Origin of the sequence: Marinomonas sp. SBI8L (genome assembly GCF_001624705.1) — a bacterium.
In the GTDB taxonomy this organism is placed as follows: Bacteria; Pseudomonadota; Gammaproteobacteria; order Pseudomonadales; family Marinomonadaceae; genus Marinomonas.
In genome coordinates, this window is record NZ_JSEO01000008.1 from 217806 (window position 1) to 239730 (window position 21925).

The 21925-nt window shown below is 42.0% G+C and carries 25 protein-coding genes; 9 read left to right on the plus strand and 16 right to left on the minus strand.

What is annotated here, in order from left to right; genetic code table 11:
• The first annotated feature begins 58 nt into the window (after positions 1–58).
• A complete protein-coding gene (locus tag OA91_RS13975; protein ID WP_063338922.1) occupies positions 59–748 on the plus strand; it encodes a hypothetical protein in 690 nt (229 codons plus the stop codon).
• Positions 749–1250: 502 nt separating this feature from the next.
• Complete coding sequence (locus OA91_RS13980) at positions 1251–2177, plus strand: bestrophin family protein (RefSeq protein ID WP_063338923.1); 927 nt, start codon at positions 1251–1253, stop codon at positions 2175–2177.
• A 70-nt stretch (positions 2178–2247) separates the two neighbouring features.
• On the opposite strand, the gene soxR is transcribed toward OA91_RS13980, so the two are convergent.
• Positions 2248–2691 carry a redox-sensitive transcriptional activator SoxR gene (soxR, locus tag OA91_RS13985; RefSeq protein WP_197477813.1) on the minus strand — a complete coding sequence of 148 codons (444 nt, stop codon included), beginning with the start codon at positions 2689–2691 and terminating at the stop codon, positions 2248–2250.
• A 116-nt stretch (positions 2692–2807) separates the two neighbouring features.
• Here soxR and OA91_RS24310 point away from each other — a divergent pair, with 116 nt between their 5' ends.
• Positions 2808–2969 (plus strand): hypothetical protein, encoded by a 162-nt coding sequence (locus OA91_RS24310; RefSeq protein ID WP_157203844.1) that lies wholly within the window; start codon positions 2808–2810, stop codon positions 2967–2969.
• 242 nt (positions 2970–3211) lie between these two features.
• Here the strand turns inward: OA91_RS24310 and OA91_RS13990 are convergent, their stop codons facing one another.
• Positions 3212–4030, minus strand: a complete 819-nt coding sequence (locus OA91_RS13990) for a helix-turn-helix domain-containing protein (protein WP_063338924.1) — start codon at positions 4028–4030, stop codon at positions 3212–3214.
• Positions 4031–4280: 250 nt separating this feature from the next.
• Between OA91_RS13990 and OA91_RS13995 the strand changes: the two genes are divergently transcribed.
• From OA91_RS13995 to lepB, 3 genes are all read left to right on the plus strand, one after another.
• The gene (locus OA91_RS13995; protein ID WP_231870373.1) at positions 4281–5756 is read left to right on the plus strand and encodes a Na+/H+ antiporter NhaC family protein; all 1476 of its coding nucleotides are present in this window, start codon (positions 4281–4283) and stop codon (positions 5754–5756) included.
• 5 nt (positions 5757–5761) lie between these two features.
• Positions 5762–6463 carry an aspartate/glutamate racemase family protein gene (locus OA91_RS14000; protein WP_197477814.1) on the plus strand — a complete coding sequence of 234 codons (702 nt, stop codon included), beginning with the start codon at positions 5762–5764 and terminating at the stop codon, positions 6461–6463.
• A gap of 188 nt (positions 6464–6651) precedes the next feature.
• On the plus strand, positions 6652–7497 hold the full coding sequence (gene lepB / locus OA91_RS14005; protein ID WP_063338927.1) for a signal peptidase I: 846 nt from the start codon (positions 6652–6654) through the stop codon (positions 7495–7497).
• A gap of 46 nt (positions 7498–7543) precedes the next feature.
• Here lepB and OA91_RS14010 read toward each other — a convergent pair whose 3' ends face one another.
• Positions 7544–8056, minus strand: a complete 513-nt coding sequence (locus OA91_RS14010) for a DUF6653 family protein (protein WP_063338928.1) — start codon at positions 8054–8056, stop codon at positions 7544–7546.
• Between the two features lie 51 nt (positions 8057–8107).
• Positions 8108–8680, minus strand: coding sequence for a hypothetical protein (locus tag OA91_RS14015; protein ID WP_063338929.1), 573 nt, complete (start codon positions 8678–8680; stop codon positions 8108–8110).
• Positions 8681–8861: 181 nt separating this feature from the next.
• On the opposite strand from OA91_RS14015, the gene OA91_RS14020 reads away from it, so the two are divergent.
• Both OA91_RS14020 and OA91_RS14025 read left to right on the plus strand, forming a co-directional pair.
• Positions 8862–9536 carry an SGNH/GDSL hydrolase family protein gene (locus OA91_RS14020; protein WP_063338930.1) on the plus strand — a complete coding sequence of 225 codons (675 nt, stop codon included), beginning with the start codon at positions 8862–8864 and terminating at the stop codon, positions 9534–9536.
• A gap of 301 nt (positions 9537–9837) precedes the next feature.
• Complete coding sequence (locus OA91_RS14025) at positions 9838–10188, plus strand: antibiotic biosynthesis monooxygenase family protein (RefSeq protein WP_063338931.1); 351 nt, start codon at positions 9838–9840, stop codon at positions 10186–10188.
• Between the two features lie 33 nt (positions 10189–10221).
• Here OA91_RS14025 and OA91_RS14030 read toward each other — a convergent pair whose 3' ends face one another.
• From OA91_RS14030 to OA91_RS14060, 7 genes are all read right to left on the minus strand, one after another.
• Positions 10222–10575, minus strand: a complete 354-nt coding sequence (locus OA91_RS14030) for a RidA family protein (protein ID WP_157203845.1) — start codon at positions 10573–10575, stop codon at positions 10222–10224.
• A gap of 21 nt (positions 10576–10596) precedes the next feature.
• Positions 10597–12006, minus strand: a complete 1410-nt coding sequence (locus OA91_RS14035; RefSeq protein WP_063338933.1) for an FAD-dependent oxidoreductase — start codon at positions 12004–12006, stop codon at positions 10597–10599.
• Positions 11996–12337, minus strand: coding sequence for a (2Fe-2S)-binding protein (locus OA91_RS14040; protein ID WP_063338934.1), 342 nt, complete (start codon positions 12335–12337; stop codon positions 11996–11998). The genes OA91_RS14035 and OA91_RS14040 overlap by 11 nt, the downstream gene beginning before the upstream one ends.
• Positions 12315–13439 (minus strand): NAD(P)/FAD-dependent oxidoreductase, encoded by a 1125-nt coding sequence (locus tag OA91_RS14045; RefSeq protein ID WP_063338935.1) that lies wholly within the window; start codon positions 13437–13439, stop codon positions 12315–12317. Before OA91_RS14045 ends, OA91_RS14040 begins: the two co-directional genes overlap by 23 nt.
• Before the next feature lie 72 nt (positions 13440–13511).
• Complete coding sequence (dctP, locus tag OA91_RS14050) at positions 13512–14510, minus strand: TRAP transporter substrate-binding protein DctP (protein WP_063338936.1); 999 nt, start codon at positions 14508–14510, stop codon at positions 13512–13514.
• Between the two features lie 37 nt (positions 14511–14547).
• Positions 14548–15846: a TRAP transporter large permease gene (locus OA91_RS14055; RefSeq protein ID WP_063338937.1), complete on the minus strand. Its 1299-nt coding sequence runs from the start codon at positions 15844–15846 to the stop codon at positions 14548–14550.
• Positions 15843–16397, minus strand: coding sequence for a TRAP transporter small permease (locus OA91_RS14060; RefSeq protein ID WP_082827946.1), 555 nt, complete (start codon positions 16395–16397; stop codon positions 15843–15845). Before OA91_RS14060 ends, OA91_RS14055 begins: the two co-directional genes overlap by 4 nt.
• Positions 16398–16525: 128 nt before the next feature.
• Here OA91_RS14060 and OA91_RS14065 point away from each other — a divergent pair, with 128 nt between their 5' ends.
• Complete coding sequence (locus tag OA91_RS14065; RefSeq protein WP_063338938.1) at positions 16526–17458, plus strand: LysR substrate-binding domain-containing protein; 933 nt, start codon at positions 16526–16528, stop codon at positions 17456–17458.
• Positions 17459–17471: 13 nt separating this feature from the next.
• On the opposite strand, the gene OA91_RS14070 is transcribed toward OA91_RS14065, so the two are convergent.
• From OA91_RS14070 to OA91_RS14090, 5 genes are all read right to left on the minus strand, one after another.
• Complete coding sequence (locus OA91_RS14070; protein ID WP_157203846.1) at positions 17472–18107, minus strand: nucleoside/nucleotide kinase family protein; 636 nt, start codon at positions 18105–18107, stop codon at positions 17472–17474.
• Between the two features lie 151 nt (positions 18108–18258).
• Positions 18259–18681, minus strand: a complete 423-nt coding sequence (locus OA91_RS14075; RefSeq protein WP_063338939.1) for a hypothetical protein — start codon at positions 18679–18681, stop codon at positions 18259–18261.
• A 166-nt stretch (positions 18682–18847) separates the two neighbouring features.
• Positions 18848–19852: an ABC transporter substrate-binding protein gene (locus OA91_RS14080; protein ID WP_063338940.1), complete on the minus strand. Its 1005-nt coding sequence runs from the start codon at positions 19850–19852 to the stop codon at positions 18848–18850.
• A 127-nt stretch (positions 19853–19979) separates the two neighbouring features.
• Complete coding sequence (locus OA91_RS14085) at positions 19980–20762, minus strand: ATP-binding cassette domain-containing protein (protein WP_063338941.1); 783 nt, start codon at positions 20760–20762, stop codon at positions 19980–19982.
• On the minus strand, positions 20762–21844 hold the full coding sequence (locus tag OA91_RS14090) for an ABC transporter permease (RefSeq protein WP_046016522.1): 1083 nt from the start codon (positions 21842–21844) through the stop codon (positions 20762–20764). The genes OA91_RS14085 and OA91_RS14090 overlap by 1 nt, the downstream gene beginning before the upstream one ends.
• Positions 21845–21925: the final 81 nt, after the last annotated feature.

Here is a 21925-nt window from a genome sequence, read left to right on the forward strand (position 1 = left end):
TATAAAGAATACTATTGAAAATAATCAGCAAACATCGTGAAAAGGATTTTATAACGATATGTTCAAATCTAGTCTATTTACTTTCTTCGGCACTCTTTTATTGCTTTTAACTGGTTGTGCTTCCCCAACTAAAATGGCCTTCAACAATGATTCAGCTAAAGCGCTTGAATCAGGCAATCCCATCTATTTAATGACAGCTAACCTAAAGAATGTTTATAAAACAGATTATCAGCCTGAACTAAGTGTTGTTCATGTTGTAAGGGGTGAAGCAAATACTTCTTCAGATAGGTTAAATTTCGTCATAGATGATAATGCAAAATTTGAAACTGATGACCCTATAGTCGGAAATAGTTACTACCTAAGCATGGAATTGCCAGAAGGAAATTACACCATAAACGGATTAACAAGCCGAAGTTCGTCCTTCCCAATTCATGGTTATTTTTATACTCCTATCAATCATGACTTGAAAGCAGAAGGTAATAGTATTTATTACTTAGGACATGTTGAGGCGATAGTGAGAGAAAGAGTGGGTGATGAATTTAGGGCTGGTTCTGTTATCCCTTTATTAGATCAGTCAGTTTCAGGTGCCTCAGGAGGAACCTTTGACATTGAGATTACAGATAACTGGATACAAGATAGAAAACAGTTTTTAAGTAAGTTTCCTATGTTAGAAGGTCAGACTATCACTAAAGCAATATTGCCTGAATTTGATAGAGAAAAAGCTCAGAAAATGTGGGAAGGTGAATAAAACAGAATCAAACAAGCAGTCTAAATGGCTGCTTACTTGTTTTTGATAACTCGACCTCAGTTACTCTTTAGGCCATCTAGGCTGAAAAGAAAATATAATCCTGAAACGAGTAAATATTCCCCAGATTACTTTGCTGCAATTTACCGAAGAGTTCGGTTTAGCGTTTGAATTTGGGGAATAACCATTCTTATTTCACGTTTGAGTTTATTCACAACCATTTAAATTTTTGTTCATCTAATTAAGTTGTTCTGCCAAATAATCCACAAGTAGGCATGTTTTAGGCAATAGTGTCTGCCTATGGATAAAGCATGTAGATAATCGAGTTATGGAAACTTATAAAAAAGAGCTGATACTAAGCTTTAACTCTGGCTATTTTTACTCGGAATTTCATAAGGGTATCTAGCATCCGTAAGCGGATAATGTGTCAGTATCTAATTGACAAGTAATTCTCATTTTCATTTACTTCATAGGGTTAGACATTATTTTTAGCTAGAGACACCCTATGATTGTTCGCAATAAACCCAATGCATTCAGACTTTTCTTTATTATACGAGGCTCAGTGGTTTTACGTGTTTTCCCGCAAATCGCTTTTATAACGCTTCTTGGGGCAGCGGTTGCTCTCTTTCAATATTATTATCCCTTATTGTTCCCTTCTTTTACTTTGGCGCCTCTAGCGCTTCTTGGAGTAGTGTTATCCCTCTTTTTGGGCTTTAGGAATAATGCGAGTTATGACAGGTGGTGGGAGGCAAGAAAGCAGTGGGGGCAACTTATCGTTCATTCTAGAAGTTTAGCGAGACAGTCTGTGTCCTATATTCATTGCAATGAAAAAGCAGGTAAAAAGGCGCACCAACGTCTTATCTATCTGACGATTGCCTTTAATCATGCCCTTAGACACCAATTGCGAAAGTCAGACCCATGGGAAGATATCGAAAAGTATTTAAAACAAGATGATCTTTTACCATTACGAAAGTCCCATAATATTCCTGATGCCCTATTAAGGCTAATGGGGAAGCAGCTTGCTATTTGTCGAGATAAAAAACTTGTGTCTGAATTTTTAATTCCAAGTTTAGATCAACACGTGACTAAAATGGCGGAGGTTCAAGCAGCTTGTGAGCGCATACAAGGTACGCCAATTCCTTTTGCTTATATGTTGTTAGTGCAACGGACAGCTTATCTTTATTGTTTCATTCTTCCTTTTGGGATTGTTGCTTCGCAGGGGCTGGTTACCCCTCTCTTTTGTGCCATTGTGGCTTATACCTTTTTTGGGTTTGACGCCCTAAGTGAAGAACTACAAGAGCCTTTTGGTCTGTCTGCTAATGATTTAGCTTTAAATGCCATGACGCGCACAACGGAAATTAACCTACTCGAAACCTTGGGAGAAACACACTTTCCAGAGCCTATCGAGGCTAAAAACCATCGCATTGAATAACAGAAAACACTGAATTTAAATTAGTGATTTAAGCTAGGGCTAGAAGAAATAGCTTGTAGAAAGAGACTTGCTATTGATTCACTTTAGGATGCCAAATGCCTTGTTTTTGGACAAAGTCATTTGGTTTTAATAGCTGGCACTTTTTCATACTCAAACAACCGCAACCAACACAGCCTGCTAGGTTGTCTTTTAAAAACTGCATGCGTTTCATTTTATCTTCAAGATCTGCTTGCCATTTATTGGCAACTCTCTCCCAATCACGCTTGGTAGGTGTCTTATTCATAGGGAGGCTTTCTAATTCAAGAATAATTTCTTCCAAGGTAAAACCGACGGATTGTGCAACCTGAATTAAAGCAATTCTTCTTAGCATAGAGGAATGATAGCGGCGTTGATTACCACTGGTTCTAGTGGAGTGAATTAATCCTTTTTTCTCATAAAAACGCAACGCAGACCCAGCCACACCACTGAATTCAGAGACTTCACTTATTGTTAAATTTTTATTAATTTTCATCATCTTAAGTGACCATAATAAATGATATTTAGAACGTATCTAAATAACTTGACTTAAAGTTAACTTTAACAATTATACTGGCCGAAATTTTGAAAACAATATGAAATAGGTGTGTATTAATGAGCCAACCGAACGACCCTCTTGAGAGCGATTTTTCTAGGTCAGATACTCATATGGAAAAAGAAATATCATCATCGATTTTAGGGGGAGATTTGGTATTTGTATCGGGTCACAATCAGCAGCAAAAAGAGGATACGCAAGGGGCTTTCGTGATCAGGTAAAGCGTGCAATTGATCACTTACAAGCCTCCTTAAAGAGCCATCACCTCGCTTTGGACAATATTATTAATATTTCAATTCTGATTGAAAACTGGGACGCAATTAAGCTATGTGTCTGTCATGAGGAAATCAGCAAATACTATGGTCAAAATGGCTTACCAGATATTACTCATATACCACTGACTCAGGCTAATTTGATAACTGGACCAATTAGTTTAAATGCTATCGCACTAAGGTGACTTTCCCTAAGCCTTGGCTCTAAAGTTCCAATGTTCGTTAGGGCCTTGATTGTTGATCATCTCTTGAATGGCGTCGTCTATATCTTGGTCATGGGGGTCGTAAAATCGGCACATGGCTAATGCTTTGCGTAAATTAATATCCGTGCCTAAATATTCCATCAATACTCGAGAGCTTGAAGGCATACGTTCATCACTGGCCGATACGCCTAAGCGCAAACCATGTAACCAGCTGATACGGTTTTTAAAGGTCGGGAACATGATGGTTTGGGTAATTTCATTAAATGTGAGTGATTCATAATCCATCATAAAAATACGGTCGGAGAGGTAATACGCTATGCCGAGATATTTACAATGGCACATCTCTTTATCCCATTGCTCTTTGCCTTCTATTAGCCTTTCTGTGCGCTGAAAAACCACCTTCTCTCCTTGTTTCTCAAGACACACGAGAGATCTTAGAATTTTGCCCGGATTGCCCATAGAGTAGTAATACTCAAAGTAATAGCCTAAATACTTATCTAGCTCAGGGCTCGACTTTTGTTGTAGCTGATTGAAGTGCGCTGACTCAATACTGTCAGCGTTATTGCTTGTTTGCCTTGGACTGACTTGTACCAACCTTTCGAACTGGCTATGGGGTAAATGCAGCTCATGTTCTGCCACATCAAAAAACTCACAAATACGCCGTAAAGTGTTGGCGGCGGGTTTGTGTTTGCCACTTAAGTAACGATTGAACTGAGGTCGGCTTATCCCTAACCGTTGGGTTACTTCGCTTATGGATTTGTAATAACTACAGAGCAGTCTCAAGTTTTGAGCAAAATCTTCATTCATGATTTATCGGCCTAAGCGAATTCAAACATCAAGGTGTAAAAATAAGCATAGCAGGGCAAGGAGCGACTAATAAAGACGCACTTTGGTGTACTAGTTGCGCCAAAGTGCGCCAACTAAGGTCAAGGTGTCAAATACCTCAGGTGAAATCCATTTGTTTTACTAAACCTCAGCAGCTGATTTACCTGTCTTTCTAAGACAAAGATAAATGAGCGCCAACTTCCTAAATAAGAAAAAGATCGAGGAAAAGAGTATGACAAATCAACCAAAACTGAGCTTTTATGGTGGCCCTTGGGCGTCATTTTTACCCATATTAAGCTTTGTCATTGTCGCGATTTATGTCGCAACTGCGTTGGATGAGGCCACGATACAAGGCATGTGGGTGGGCATTTTAGCTGGGCTTTTAGGCACCTTCTTATTAGCAAAAGATAAATCCTTGTATAGCGAAACCATTATGAAAGGCATGGCGAGTAAGGTGGCAATTGCTCCTGTCGCAGCTTGGATTTTCGCAGGCATCTTTGCCACTGTTTTAAGGTCCTCAGGTCTAGTGGATGGCATTTTGTGGGCGGCTTATCACACTGGCGCAACAGGCACTGTTTTTGTGGCAGTGAGCTTTATGGCCAGTGCGCTTTTTGCCACCGCAGCCGGAACTGGTTTCGGCACCATTGCCGCAGGCATGGGCGTCTTGTATCCAGCGGGTGTTTTGTTAGGTGCTGACCCTTTCTTGATGGCTGGTGCTATCGTCGGTGGTGGCGCTTTTGGTGATAACCTTGCACCTATTTCAGATACCACAATTTCTTCTGCAGCCAGTCAAAATACGGATATCGGCGGCGTTGTTCGTTCTCGTCTTAGATACTCATTAACCGCTGGTGCGATAACTCTAGTCTTGCTTGTTGTCTTTAGTCTATTAAGTACAGGCTCGTCTGTTGGTGTACCTTATGAGCAACTGGCGGATCATATGGATCCTAAAGGCTTGATCATGTTAATTCCAGCGCTAGCGGCTATCTATGTGGCAATGAAAAAGGGTGATGTGATCTTTGCCACGACCATAGGTATTTTGCTTGGCATGCTGGTGGCTGTGGTGTCTGGTCTTAATACCTTAGAAGCCTTTGTTTCCGTAAAAGACGGTGCCTTAATTAATGGTGTTGCAGGCTGGATGGCAGACTTATCTATCTTAGTCTTACTGCTCGCGGGTGGTATTCGCCTGATGTTGGATGGCGGTGGTAGCGATCGATTAATCAACTTACTAAAAGGCATGGTAAATAGCCCACGTGGAGCCGAGGCATCATCGGCGGGTTTGTCCCTTTTCCTTTCTTCTATGATGAGTATTAATGCCCCTGCTATTCTAGCGGTTGGCCTTTCTTATGCTAAACCTGTGGGTGAGAAATTTGGTCTGCATCCTTATCGTCGTGCCAATATTATCGATAGTATGGCGTGTACTTTGGTTTACTCATTACCTTGGTCAGCAGCCTTATTATTTGCGTCAGGTTTATCTTTTAAAGCGGCGGAATCTTTTGATGGTGTCCCTGCATTAACACCGATCGAAATGACACCCTGGATCATATATGCCTGGGTGCTATTAGCTGTGATGACTTTCTCCATTATCACAGGTTGGGGGCGTCGTTTTGCGGATGAGAAATCAGACACTGAGCTTGCACTTGAGAAGCAAGCGAATGAAGAGAAAGCGGCTTTAGCTAAGCAATCCTTTGAACAGAATGCCAAGGCTTAAGCATGATGAAAAATAGCAAGAGAGCCAGCTTAGGCATTATCACAGGGTCAGGGCCAGAAGCTGGTTTGGACATGTGGAATAAGGTATTAAAAGCCAATAAAAACTTGATGGGAGAGGCATTTAAAGGGGATTTAGATGCGCCCATGGTGAATATTATCTCAGAGCCGCTATTAGGGCTTTCTATGGAGCTCGAGCTACATGATGACAAGGTATGGAATACCTTGTCTCAAGTGGCAAATGAAGTGGCACAACAGGTGGATTACTATGCCATTGCTTGTAATACCCTGAACTATTATCAGCCGCAGTTAGAAGCCTTGGCCTTAAAATCTAAGCTAGTGTCATTTGGGGATGTGGTAAAGCAAAAGCTAGAACAAGAAGGCATCAAAAAGGTTGCGCTATTGGGATCAGACCCTGTGACAGACCTTGGTGATTGGTCTCCTTATCGACAGCTTAAAGAGGTTGCTGAGGTGGAAGTGCCAGACCCTGAGCTAGGTTTACATCAACTGATTTATGATGTGAAAACCTATGGTGGTGACATGCCTTTTATCTGTGAATCTTTTACTAAATTGGTAGATTCGTTAGAGGCAGATTTAGTGCTACTTGCTTGTACCGAGTTGCCTTTGATTCCCATTAAAACGCACAAACAACTTATCGATGTGACAGACCTCGTTGCACAAGAGTTGGCTAAGTTATCACAAGCACTATAGCTATGTGGCTTTGATGTTAACAGGCTGTCACCCACATGCCTGTTAACCTGTTTTGGGGCCTTATTAGGCCTCTTTTTTTAATGTTTAAAACTTTCTACCCAGTCTATTTAGATTAAATACTATTTCTAGAATAGTGTTTAATCTAAGAGTATTATCCTTCAATTAAAATAAAAATTAAGGGAGTAATAATGCAAGCTCAAAACTGGGCCCCAAAACTTTGGATCGCTATTCTATTAGGAGTCATTTTTCCTCCTTTTACTTATCTTTATTTAAATCGTGTAAAGCTTTTTTTTCTTTTCTTTTTACTAGTTGCTGGAATCACATTAGTAGATCTGTATCTAGGTAGTTTTTATGTAAATGTGTTTAGTTTAATTTGCCCAATTTATGCATTCTTCATTATAAAAAAAGGAAAGAGCTTCAATCCACGTATTTGGTATTCAAAACTGAGTAGTATTTTTGGAATAATAGTTTGCTTTTTGAGTGTGTTATTTCTTACTCGCTCATTTTTGTATGAGCCTTTTTCTATCCCTTCTTCTTCTTCTATGTCTCCGACTATAAATAAAGGAGATTTAATTCTTGTTAAAAAATTAGGGTTTGGAAATTATGGTACTTACGGAATACCACTTCTTTCACCAAAAAGTGTTGATCCAAAGAATATGGAGGTAGGAAAAAATTATGCTTTTTATCACCCAAATAAGAAAATTTCTTATGTTAAACGTCTAATAGGAGTCCCTGGAGACTCAATAGAATACAAAAATGGGCGATTAACAGTGAATGGTGAAACTTTAAGAAGAGAGTTCAAATATTACACTGGAAATGCCAATGTCTTTCAAGAAGACATGAAGGGATTTAAGTATGATATTCAAACTATGAGCGAAGCTAAAAACTTACTTGATGGTACTTTTAATGTTCCTTTAGATAGTTATTTTTTCATGGGTGATAACCGTGATAACTCTGCTGACAGCCGGTTGTGGGGAGTTGTAAAAAGTGATCGTATTATAGGAGAGTTGGTATTTGTATTAGGAAGAAAGTAAGAATAGAAAGATTACTTTCTTGAGTTTATCGTCTACAAATTTAGAATTATTCTTTAGTTAACCAATTCAAATATTTTGGATTGGTTTCCTTCATATCCCGATACAACCATACCATGCGATCCACAAACCAAGCTTTGAAAACCATAATCCAGAGGTTGCCTAGCATGAGTGCCCAAATATTTAAGCTGTATAATCCATAGAAGAAGAAAGGCAAACCAAGGCCTGATAAAATTTGTAATAAGAGGGTTGGGGTGAGATGATAACGAGGAATCGCCACCTTATTTCGTTCTAGATAGATACGTTCACCAAAGGTGCCCATAGAAGCCCAGTTGTTGGTGTTAGTCGGCGCGCTAAATAGCCTTGGATTTAACCAAACCCAAATAAAAGAAAGGAGTATGGGGATAATACTGTAATAGCCAATCCACTCCCTTGACCAAAATGCGATAGACATAAGGGGAAGAATTGAAAACCTTGTATAAACACTCCAAGGGTTTGAATGACGCTTCCAAGTTTCGTCGTCCATACTCATCATGCGTTCGGTTAAGCGGGTTAAATCCATTTTTCTCTCTCAACAAGTTTTGTTAACAGTGTTTTATCAATGTTTCTTTTTTTAAGCACAATGCTCTGTCTTAAAGGCTTTCACCATTTCTGGGAAACTCTTAAAATGTGGGTTATTAATTTCAAATCCTGACTCTGGTTCAAGTGTTAAGCCTTTTTCATAGTTAACAAGACTTTTATCATAAAGCTCGCAGCCCTGTGTGATTTTGTTAGTGGTGATATAAAAATTAGCTAATACAAATTCGGCTTTAGCCACCTGGGTTAAATGCTCAAGCTGAGAAAATAGTTTGATGGAGTGTTCAGCGTGAAAAATGGCTTTACCCTTATTAGGGTCAAAATCTGGGGCTACAGAGTGGAAGTTTGGATTAGTAGGGTTCGCATGTTTTTTATATAAGCTAGACAGAAAAATGTGAGATTCAGCCATGCCAAATTTATCATGAAGCGCGGTGAAGTCTTCTAATGCTTCTTCACCCAAATGCTGGGCTGAATAGACTCTATCTTGGTTCATTAAATAGTAAGCATAAGAGAGTTTTTGATCTGGGTTATCAGTATAGGGTGTTAATGCACTAGAGCAGCCCACTAAAAAGCTAAAGGCGCTGACTAACAGACAGACTCGAACTAACATGCTTTGACCTACCTTATTTTTAATTATGCTAAGTAAAAGGCGACATTAGGGGGTTGAGGTTAGACAATCAAGTTTTCGCTTGAGTATCTGTTTAAACTCAATAGGCATGTTGTACTCAGTGAGATATGAGTAAAATGTTGAATAAGGTTAAATTAGCGGTTTAAGAAAGGTTAGCGGGTTGATGGCAAAGGTTCTGTGTTTTGGCGATTCAAATACCTGGGGTACAAAACCTGAGGGCGGGCGTTATGCTGATCATGAACGCTGGAGTTTTCTGCTCGGTGTATATTTGAATATGTCATCTGCAGATTCTATTAACCAAGAAACTGAGAGTAAATATCTCGTCATGGAGGCAGGCCAACCGAATCGCACCTTGATTAAAAATGCCCCTTTTGATGGAGATAAATCAGGGCTTACTTACCTCAAACCTCTGTTAGCCATCCATGAGCCTGAACTTGTGATAATCATATTGGGCACCAATGATTTAAAAGCTAAGTTTAACTTGTCTCCAGCAGACATTGGCGCAGGCGCGGGTACGCTTATTAAGCAGATTCAAGCCTTTAGCCAAGAGGCTATTGCTAGCGTTTCTTCTAGACCTTCTAATATAAAGATCTTATTAGTTTCGCCGCCAGAGATTAAAGAGCGCCCGCCTTATGTTTCTGTTTATGCTGGTGGTGCGCAAAAGTCCCAATTATTAGCCCAAGAGTTTGCCGCTCAAGCAGAGTTGTATCAGTGTGACTTTCTTGATGCTAACCAAGTGATTAAAAGCTCTGATCTGGATGGTATTCATTGGGATGCAGAGCAGCATGAAGTATTGGCTAGCTTTTTAGCAGCTGAGGTTAAAAGCTTGTTATCTTAAGCTAGGGAACCTGCGAATAAGTCCTCCCGCCTCAGCGTGTGGATAAAAGCAACTAGATTTATGGCGAGGGACGCAACTTAATAGTTGCTCTATTGATAAGGCCCTCAACTTAAAGATAGGGCTTTTAAACCACGCCCTTCGGGTCTTACAGAAAAAGTGACACCCTGTGTTGTCTCTTCTCGAAAGGTACCTACATTACGTCAAAGTGACGCCTTGTTTGTCACTTTTACTGATAAGACTGAGAAGAGGTGACTTAATCGTAGGTTCCCTAGACTCGTTATAGAACATATTAAGGAAAAATATGATAGCAAGAGAATGGGCTGCAAGATGTCCGAAAAAACATGAAGAAGGGTTTATTGCCTATTTATACGAAACTGGCGTCAAGGAAACCTCTGCAACACCTGGCTTTTTAGGCACTCAAATCTTTAATCGAGACCTAGGTGATAAAGTTGAAATTAAACTGATTTCTTATTGGGAAAACCTCAATGTTATTAAGGCCTTTGCTGGAGATGATATCAACGTCGCTAGGCTCTATCCTGAAGATGCTATATACGAATTAGAACCAGATGATTTTGTAAGCCATTATAAGGTCAGAGAGAATACTTGGATGAACTTATCTGAACTGTCGAAAAGTGAGAAACCTAAACTGTAAATAAAGCTTCACAGCTTAGGTTTAAATATAAAGTTACTCGCTTTTAGCGGCAATAACAGAGATTTCCACTAATAACTCTGGGCTCGCCATTCTTGCTTCAACGCAGGCGCGAGCAGGAGCATAACCTTCTTCAACCCAGTTGTCCCATACCGCATTCATTTCAACAAAGTGACTCATATCTTTTAAATAAATGGTGACAGATAAAATTTGATTTTTTGATGAGCCTACTGATTCCAACAAGGTTACTACTTTAGCCAGCATGGTCTGTGTTTGCTCGGTAATGCCAGCGGTTCTATCCGCTGCCACTTGGCCACATAAATAAACAGTCTGGTTATGCTCTACTATGCGGCTCATACGTGTGCTTGTTTCATGTCTTTCTATCAAGATTTTTCCCCTATTTCTTATTGTTTATTTTGCTAAATCTATTAACTCGCTAAGATTAACAGGTTTTATCGGATTTCGGATTTGGTAATAACCGACCTCATCAGGAGTAAGCCGGCTTTCCTCTGCAATAATATTGCTCACGGTTAAACCACATAAACGTCCTTGGCAAGGACCCATACCTACTCGACTAAAGGCCTTGGTTTGATTCGGTCCAGTGCAACCTTGTTTGACCATATGGCGAATGTCTTTGGCACTGACTTCCTCACAGCGACACACTAGAGTGTCATCTTCGGGTGTTAAGAAGGTTTGAGCAGGGTAATAAAGTTTATCTAAAAAAGGTCGAATACAGGTTTCTTTAGCAAGCTTTTTTGTAGGAACTTGTGCCAATTTTGCTAACTGATAAGAGCTGATCTTAGCCAGTGATTGGGTGATTTTTAAAGCGGCAATTCTGCCTGTATGAGCTGCCCCTTTTGCCCCTGTGATACCACTTGCATCACCTGCAATATAAATGTCTGGATGACTTGATTGCCCCCATTCATCTTTAACCGGATGCCAGCAGGTTTGATTCTGGTGCCATACATGATCCAATTTTAAGGCTCGGGTTAGTTGCACATTAGGCACCACTCCTTGATGTGTTAACAAGGTTCTGCAAGTTATCTCTTGGTGTTGATTACCTGTTTTGAATGACACCTGTTCTAAGTGCTCGGATGGATTCGCTAACGCGGTTAACTCCGTCACGTTTTTATAAATAGGGATATTTGCCTTTTTAATTTCAGCCATTAAGGCCAAACCTTTGGCGAGTAAAGGCAGATTGTTCAAGGCAGCTGCTAAATGCGGTAGAGCTTCGACATAGCGGCCTTTAGGGCGAGTATCAAGCAGGCCACTAATATTGACGCCAGCGCGATGAAGTTGGGCGGCTATAAGTAATAGCAGCGGGCCACTACCTGCGATAACTAAAGGTGATGCAGGGGTCATGGCGCTGGTTTTTAATAAAATTTGAGCTGCACCACAGGTCATCACACCGGGTAAGGTCCAACCTGGGAATGGGGTTGGCCTTTCTTGGGCACCCGCAGCAATAAGTAGTTTTCTGGCTTTTAGTTGCTGACCTTGCTGTTTGATACTTAGATTGATTTCTAGGGTTGAATCGCTCTTTTCTGGATAAGTCACTTGCCAAACGCTAGCTTCAAAAAAACAATCTATTTTGCTTTTTTGTACCTGATGAATAAGTACTCTGCCTTGATAATAATCAGGGCCAAGAATGGATTCATCTTTCAGGCTAGGCTGATAAAGCTTTTTGTATATTTGACCGCCAAAGTTGGCTTGTTCGTCTAATAATGCCACCTTAAGTCCGTGCTCTGAAGCGCAAATTGCTGCGCTCATGCCCGCAGGGCCCGCGCCGATTATGGCTAGATCGTAGAGAGTGTTATTTATCATGTTTGGCCTCTCGTGTGTCTGCGGCGTTAAGGTCAGGTGATTGTATTTGTTTGCTTACCCGCATGCCGTCTTGAACTTGCGTCATACAGGCTTGGCTATTTTCTTTTCCATCTATGGTGACTAGGCATTCAAAGCAAACGCCCATCAGGCAATAAGGTGCCCTTTGGCTGCTGCTAATTGAGGTGGTTCTGCTCGGTAGCAAACCAGCACTTAAGATGGCCGCTGCAACTGTATCCCCAGCAGGGACTTGAATAGCTTGGTCTTCAATATACAGGGTGACCCAAGTGTCGCTATTTGTTTCTAAACGATTAAATGGCAAAGCGTTTGGCATGGAAAGCCTCCAATTCAAAGTCTTGTTTATCATTGGCGATCCAGTCCGCAATCGGGCCGTGATGGAATGCCCCTAAGGTGACTCCACTATGGCAGGTAACGAGATAGGCCCCTTGATGTGTTTGTGAGGCTTGATAAATAGGGTAGCCATCTGGGGTCATGATTCGCAGGGCTCCCCAAGCTCGAATAAGGCGAATATTTTTAAGTAGGGGAAACATCTTGCTCGCTCTGGCAGCAATGGTTGCCATTACTTGTGTGCTTGTGCCCGTATCAAACCCCACGTCTTCTTTTGAGTCACCTAGCTGAATCGTACCTTCATTGGTTTGTCTCACATGGCCTGTGGGGTAATTTAGAAAAGGTTTTACTCTTTCGCAGATAAGGACTTGGCCGCGATTAGGTGTTAATGGTGCATTTAGACCGACTTGTGGAGCAAGCTCTTTATTACCAAGGCCTGCTGCCAAAACAATCTGATCACATTGATAGCTTTCTTTTTCCGTCTCAACCTTAAAAGACTGCCCGTGTTTGCTTAGTTTGCAGACTTTGCCTGAATGGTGAATCTTGCCACCTTGTTTGATAAAACATTCAGTTAAGGCGCGTAATAAGAACAAGGGATTAAGGTGGCCGTCTTCTGGGCTATAGGTGGCGCCCACTACCTCAGGACCCGCTTCTGGAATAAAATTCCTGAGTTGTTGCAGGTCTAGTACTTCAAAAGGGTAATCACCATTGGCTTCTTTTTGCATCATGGTGAGCATTGTTTTACGTTGCTCTAGTTCGTCGTCACTCAAGCAAAAAAAGAGTCCACCTTTTTGCTGTAACTCAATATTAATACCCGTTTTAGAGAATAATTCTTGGGCAAATTGAGGCCAAAGTTTGGCCGATAAACGGGATATTTGGGCATAATCTGCAAGTGTATCTCCTTTACCTTGGACCCAGACTAAGCCAAAGTTGCCACGAGAAGCGCGAAGGCCAGTATCACCTTCATCAATAATGCTCACAATGAGTCCATTTCGTTGTAAGCCAAGTGCGACGGATAAACCGACGATACCGCCACCTAAAACACAGACGTCAGGACGATGTGAACTGCCAGTTGAGAACTGCGTCATAAGATATCCTTGAGGAAAAAGGCCCAACGCGAGCGTTGGGCAAAGAGTGAAATATAAGGGTAAGTCGTAGGTCTATTTCAGCGCTTCATCCAGCACGCCTTGAGCCCAATCTGAGCCAATGTCATCGATGATTTCAGGCCATACTTGATCGCGTACAATTTTAGCGTGGGCGTCAATTTGCGCATTAGAAACAGGAATGATCTTGGCTCCCGCATCAGCTAATAGTTGCTCATTTTTAGCTTGGTCACCACGGGCATTCTGCCAACGGGTTAGCTCAAACTTTTCTGCGGCACTGATTAACTTTGTTTGTTGTGCTTCTTTTAAATCACTAAACACATCTTTATTGATAATGAGATACCACATCTCAAAGTGAGTGTTGATAGGTAGATAGCTTTTGGTGACATCACGAAAAGACGCATAATAGCCTTCTGCACCAGACCCCATTACGCCATCCACAACACCCGTTTGTACGGCGGTAAAGGCTTCAGAAAAAGGTAAGGGTGAACCAATAAAACCAATGTTATCCGCTGTCATCTGGAAAGTTTTAATGGGCGGAACACGTAATTTAGCCCCCTTGTTTGTCATTGGATTCGCCGCATCATCAATCTCTTTATTTAAAGAGACACCACCAAAGTACACAGGCCAAGCTCCTAATACACTGATGTTTTGCTTATCATAAAGATCCGATACGGTTTGTCTCATGGGCGAGCCTTTGGCAAAGATCTTTTGCGCATCATCCCAAGTTTTCACCAGGTAAGGCATGTAGACAATTTGAAAGCGTTTATCTACCCCAGATGCAGGTGGTTGAACCGCCATATCGACAGCCCCTAAGCCAACCCTTTCTTGCACAACCGTATAGTCACCAAGGGCGCTGGCAGCATAAATTTTCACTTTTACCTTACCGTCAGTGGCAGATTTAATGTCATCGGCAAAGGCTTTTGCATCCACATCAATAGCGGTTTCTTGGGGTCTCACATGGGACAATTTAAGAGTAACCGCTTGTGCGACACTGGTTAAAGAAACCGATAAGGTAACTGCTATTGCTAATTTGTTGATCAGGTTTTTTTTCATTGTTATTTCCTGCTTGTTATAGGTGGTTAGGGTTTACTTAATAGCCGAAAACGCGCGGAAAGAATTCCGACAGATCAGGCCAAACAGAGACCAGTATGACAACTGGGATATAACCGAAGAGGATGAGCAGCATGGCTGGCTTCACCACTTCAGTGAATTTTACTTTGCCGATACGCGCACCCAAATAAAGGATGCTGGCATAAGGTGGCGTCACGCCGCCCATGGCAGTATTGACACCCATAATGGCGGCAAACTGAATCGGGCTGACTTCAAGTGCTGCCATTAAGGGCAACAACAAAGGTGCGGTTAAGATGATGGCGGTGATGTCGTTCACTATCATGCCAATGGCAAATAAGAAAAGGTTAACCAGTATCAGTAGCAAGACTTTATCTGTAGTAATAGAGAAGATTTGATCCACAAGCATTTGTGGGATGTCTTCCATTACATAGATTTGGCTAAGCATGAGGCTGAATAAAATCATGATCAAAATGGCACCGACCGCCGTTGCCGACTCTTTGCCTGACTCTAATAGTGTTTTAAAGGTCAGACCTTTATAGATCATGATACCGACTGGCAAAGAGTAGATAACTGCTACCGCAGCGGCTTCTGTTGGCGTCATGATGCCGCCATAAATACCTCCAAGAATGATGACTGGCATGAGTAGCGCGGGAATCGCCCCTGCGGTTCGGTTGCTCGCTTCCTTCATGAATTTACCCATTGGCATAGGCTCATCCAGAATTAGCGGGAACTTACGTGACATCACCAGATTAACGATGGAAAAGTTCATCATAATCAAAAGGCCTGGACCCAAGGTCGCAAGGAAGCAGGCGAGAATCGAAGTATCGGTTACCCAGCCATAAACGATCATGGTGACACTGGGTGGGATTAATAGCCCGAGGATAGAGGAGTTGGCAACCAAAGCCGTCGCATAAGGTCTTGGATAGCCTTTACGCTCCATTTCAGGAATCAGTAGCGGGCCAATCGCCGCAATGCCCGTTAAACCACTGCCAGAAATAGCGCCGATAATGGCACAACTAACGGCAGCAACCACCCCAAGACCACCACGAATTCTGCCAATAAAGATATTGACGAAATTGAGTAAGCTGGCGGCAATACCGCTGATACTCATAATGGTACCCGCAAATACGAAGAGAGGGATTGCCAGTAATACAGGGTTAGTTAATTGGCTAAAGCCCCATAACATCATGCCACGCATCGAGGCTTCACCAACGACGGTCATAACAATTAGGCCCGCACCAAAGCAATAAGGTAAAGGCACCCCTATGGTGAGTAGGATAACGAGGATGGCAAAGGCCAGAATCGCGATTTCTATCATGAGTTTGTATCCTTTTGTATAGGGGTTGCAGCCTGGCTTTCTGTGTTGTCTTTGGTAATGGTTGAGTTTGCTTCGCTATTAGATTGAGTGCGAAAGCCGAACAGAAATTGCAGGTGACGAAACAGGTTCCAACAGGTGAAAAGAGTCATCATTAACAAACCTAAAAATAGGGCTGATTCGTAGATGAAGGTTGGGATATAAAGCGTAGGCGTGCCTTTCCAAACCCGTAATGAGTAACTGAAGTAAAGCCATGCCCACCAGGTTAACCAGATGGAAATCCCGATACTGATCATGTCTGAAATAGCTTGTAGCAGGGCTCGTGCTTTGTCAGTGCTGAGAAATATCTCTAAAACATTGGCACGAATTTGAGTATCTTCACGGGACGCATTGACGCTGCCCATTATATAAAGCCAAATTGTCGGAATTAGAGCGCTTTCCTCCAATCCCATAATAGGAGTTTCAAACACATAGCGGGTGATCACCTGTATAAATTGACTGGCTGCTACCGTACTGATTAATGCTGTCAGTAAGTAGCGGAAGAATTGATCCATCAGAGCCTCTCTTTTTTATGTTTATCGTTGAGGTGTGAGCTTGAATTGATTTTAAGGAGTTGATTTAATAACATCAAATCGTATATTTACATCACTTGATAATATTTTGTTATTAATTTGAGGTGCTCATGGCTCGTATTACTTATCGACAAATAGAAGCGTTCCGGGCCGTTATGATTAGTGGGACAACCAGTGGTGCAGCGGATATTTTATGTGTATCACAACCGGCGGTGAGTCGCTTATTGGCGGACTTTGAAAGTGCGGTAGCCGTGAAAATGTTTGAGCGTTTAAAAAAACGTTTGATCCCCACCCCTGAAGCCCATGTGTTTTATGCTGAGGTAGAGCGATCTTTTGTTTCTTTAGAGACCTTAGCGAGAGCCGCTGATGATCTGCGTGAATGCCATATTGGTTCTTTACGTGTTGCTTCTATGCCCGCGTTATCGGTTGATTTTATTCCTAGTGTGATTCAACGCTTCAGCCAATTACATGCGGGCGTTTCTTTCTCGTTCCAAGTAAGAAGCACACAGCAGGTGGCGGATTTAGTGGCGAGCCAACAATATGATGTGGGTGTTGTGTCTGCTATTCCTATCATGGATTCAGCTATTGAAGTCGACGCTTTGGCAGAAAGTAGACTCGTGTGCATTTTGCCCGCCAATCATAGGTTGGTGGATAAGGATGAAATTGTGCCGCAAGACCTAGAAGGCGAAAGCTTTATTTCATTGGGAACAGAGCAAGGCTTACATCATAAAATCGACAGTGTGTTTGATTCGGCTGGTGTGTATCGTAAACTACTAATGGATACTCAACTATCTTATAGCGCCTGTGCCATGGTACTTGCAGGGGCGGGCGTGTCGTTAGTTGAACCTATTACTGCCTTGCACTATCAAAAATTAGGACTCGTAGTAAAACGCTTTTCTCCCTGTATTACTTATCGGTATAACTTGATTTTTCCAGCCCATAAAGCCCGTTCAGATTTGACTAAATCTTTTGTAAAACTACTGAGACACGAGTTGGACTTACTTTCTCGCACCAGTGAAGGGTTATTCGAAAAGCTGAATTAATTAAAGGACACGGTTAGTTAAAAGACACAGTGATATCTGGTGGGATTAAATAATCATTCACCGTCTTAATATTCAAGGCATCATTATTCTGTACCTTAGATAAGGCGGTTTTTTCATCTAAACCTAAATCTAACCAACGTTGGGTTAAACGCGAGATCAGCGTGCTTTCATCCACTTCTAAAAATAGAGATAAATCAAAGTCTGCTTTAAGGTCACGCCAGCCTTCTTGATCCAATAGCAGGTAATTCCCTTCGATCAGAATATATTTATCCTGGCTTTCAATTGCGACAGCAGAGCCAATGGACGCATCTAAATCACGATCAAAGCGCGGGGCATAAATGCTTTCCTGAGAATCTGAGCTTCCCTGTTTGATTCTCTGTATCAGGTGTTTTAAACCTGAAAGGTCAAAGCTAGCAGGGGAGCCTTTTCGGGAGAGTAGATCCTTGTCAGATAGCACCCCATTACTTAAGTGAAAACCATCCATCTGTACGATTTTAGCCCCTTCCAAATGTGACAATAATTGCTGGGAGAGGGTCGATTTACCTGCACCAGGGCAAGCTGAAATCGCGATCATAAAGCGTCGCTTATCGGCTGACTTTTCTTTAATAATCTGGACGACTTGATCTAAGTGATTGAGTGAAATAGGCAAGATAAAGGCCTCTTTTATTAGGTTTGGAATGGTTTTTATAATTCTTAGGATTTTGGCTCGCATTTATAAGTTTGGCTAATTTACGATTTTGCTTAATGACAATCTAAGCGACGTGTTTAGCATGCCAAAGCTTGAGTGCCTTGTTATGCATTTAATCATGAAAATGCTTTAACCCATCTGACTCTATTAACGGAGAAAGGGCCTCCACAGCGCCATTTTTCTTATGCCAAATGATATATGTATAATCCCACTCTTCACTTATTACACACTCCAGTTCTGGTAGCACTATATTTGTGAACATTGAAGAATCTTTGTTCATACTTTCACTGTAACTTGATAGTAAGGTTTCAATATTATCAACTTTGGTAATCGACTGAGCTTCGAAGTCTACTTTTTCAATTGAGTATTTTTTGCTGATACTTTTTAGGAAACTATTGAACCTGCCCCATTCATTCTCGGTGACTTCATCCAATTTGTGATAGTTTTCCTTGCCAAGCCAGCCGCTCCAGAGAGATATAAACTCTTTTGAGTATTCGGGTTTAACTTCCCATTCTTCAAAGTAATCGCTAAACATTATTCCTCGATGATAAGTAAGCATGTATTACCAATATTACCGTTTTATTGTTCGCTTAACACTGCAAAATATTATTCTGTTATTGAATGTTTTATTTAATTTAAACAAAACTTTACTATCTTAAAATATTCATTTAGACAGAATGATTCTGTGAAATAAGAAAGCCTTACCAATCATCACTTTTATTCTCGATCTCTTGTGCTGCAAGCTCTGCGGGAATCAGAATATAGTTAGGCTCGACCTTCTTTCCTTGTAATAACTGATAACCAATTTCGACTGCTTTCTTAGCCATCAAGCTAGGTTTTTGCATGGCTGTGGCAGCCCAATTAGTTTTTCCTGATTGAATCAGTTTCACCGCAAAAGGTGCGCCGTCCACAGAGGCAAGAATAAAGTCATCACGACCTGCTTGTTTAGCAGCGCGTACTGCGCCTAATGCGGTTGGGTCATTAATACTAAATACACTGTCTATCTGTGGATAAGCTTCCATTAAGTAGGTCATGGCTTTCATGCCGCCATCTATGCTGCCTGTGCCATTTAGCTGATCATTTAACAGCACTATCTTTGGATAGGCGTGGATCGCTGATTTACAGCCAGCTACACGCTCAACAACAGAAGAAACGGCAACACCATTAATAATGACCATATTACCTTGGTAGTTCATACGCTTGGCTAGGTATTCACAGGCAATGACGCCCGCTTGAATATTATCTGTGGTGATAGTGGCATCAGCACCACGTGCTTTAACGTCTACTGCAATCACCTTGATACCGGCTCTTTGTGCTTTGGCTATGGTGGGGGCTATGCCTTCTTCATCTGCGGCTGTGAGTAGAATCAGGTCGACGTCTTGTTCGATAAAATAATTAAGCTGGGTAATTTGACGCTTGAGATCATAGGCATCAGAGCGAATCAACATTTTTACTGGCTGACCAACAAGAGATTCGGCGCGGCTGGTCGCGGATTCAATCAATTGGACAAAATATGGGTTACCTAAATCCGCCACACTGATGCCGATAGATTGTAATTTGGCTGGGTTGGAGGCGGTTGCTGAAAAACTGGTAAAGCCAAGGGCCATTAAACAAGCAAGGAGAAAGCTACTGATAAGTGTCAGTCTTGTTTTTATCTTATAGGCAAAACTTAGTATTAAGCCTTTGGCATCTGTGTCCAGTCTCATCTTGTTTCTCATACTATTTAAACGAACGTCCTGTTTATATTGCAGCAAAGTTAAGCCCTGATCTTGTCTCATTAGACGACGAATCAGGGCCTATGCCAAGGTTTCTGCTATTTAGCCTTTCTTATAGCTAGGCGGCTTCAATTTCCATTGCGCCCGTCATAATAGCAACCGCATCAGACATACTATGGCTTTGTGGCGTGACGATACCAGCACACTTGCCAAGGCGATGGATGTGGATACGATCGGCTACCTCAAACACATGGGGCATATTGTGGCTGATAAGCACAATGGGTAAGCCTCTATCACGTACTTCCTTGATTAAGTTTAGTACGCGACGGGACTCTTTTACCCCAAGTGCCGCAGTCGGTTCGTCCATGATAACCACCTTACTACCAAAGAGGGCAGAGCGAGCGACAGCGACCCCTTGGCGTTGGCCACCAGAAAGAGACTCAACGGCCTGACTCATATTTTGAATTGTGAGCAAGCCTAGCTCTGTCATCTTGGCTTTGGCGTTTTGTTCCATGGCTTTTTTATCTAACATTCTTAGATACTTACCTAAAAAACCGGGCTTGCGAATTTCACGGCCTAAATAGAGATTATCCGCAATATTTAGGGCAGGAGAGACGGCCAAATTTTGATAGACGGTTTCTATGCCTAATTCACGGGCTTCCATGGGGGTATTAAATACAACTTTTTGCCCATCTAACCAGACTTCGCCTTCATCAGGCACCAAGGCGCCTGATAGGGCTTTAATCAAAGACGATTTACCTGCACCGTTGTCACCAATTACAGCAAGAATTTCTCCTGGGAAAAGTTCGAAATCCGCATTATCTATAGCGGTCACACTGCCATAACGTTTCACTAGACCAGAGGCTTTTAACACGGGTGTTTGTTGATAATCTATGCTCATTATGCCGTTCCTCTTCGAATCCATTGGTCAACGCCAACAGCTAAGATGATTAATATCCCCACGGTAAATTCTTGCCAAAGTACATCCACGCCAGCAAGGGCTAATCCGTTTCTAAATACACCGACTACTAGGGCGCCAATCAAGGTGCCATAGATTGAACCGCGTCCTCCAAAGAGACTACAGCCACCTATCACCACAGCCGTAATACTGTCTAAGTTGGCGGTATAACCTGCTTGTGGGCTGATCGAGCCAATTCGGCCAATTAACACCCAAGCTCCGACGGCACAGACAATCCCTGCAAGCACATAGACTGACATTAGGATGCGATTAGTTTGAATACCGGCTAGGCGCGCTGCATCTGGGTCATCCCCTGTGGCATAAACATGTCGACCCCAAGAGGTCCAGTTAAGGGCGTACCAGATTAAAAAGAAGAGACCTAACATGAGTAAGGAGCCGTAGGTTAATCTAGCGCCAAAAAAGTTAATGGTTTCTCCTGTCCACTGTAATAGCGGGGCGATAGAGGAGATGTCTTGCGAGCGAATGGTTTCACTTTTTGAATACCAGAGGTTTATGGCGAAAAAGACATTCCAGGAACCTAGGGTGGCAATAAAAGGTGGGATTTTTAATCGAGTAATGAGCAGGCCATTGATAAAGCCTGCTAGGGCGCCGACTGAAATACCAAGGGCGAGGGCTAACCAAGCTTCTAGGCCTAAATCTATGGCCATACGGCCCATCACCACAGAGCAGAGCACCATGATAGCGCCGACGGATAAGTCGATACCTGCGGTTAAAATAATCAGGGTTTGGGCGACCCCAATAACACCGATTATGGTTACTTGTTGCAGAATAAGCGACAAGTTAAAAGGGTGTAAAAAGCGGTTACCAATTAACAGGCTAAAGCCAAAAATCGCTAATAATAAAACGATGCTGGGAGCCGCAATAGGGTAAGTGTGAAGAAACTTTTTGAGCCGCAATATAGGGCTTTCTTTCACTGAAAAATTTGCCACATACCCAGCGGTGTTATCCGCCACTTGATCATGTTCAAGTACTGGCGTTGAGGTATTGGGTTTAACAGAACTCATAGATTACTCCGAGCAGTAAAAAGGCCTTTAGTCGGGTATGCATTACCTGACTAAAGGCAAGGAGATGGCTTTCAATTCAAA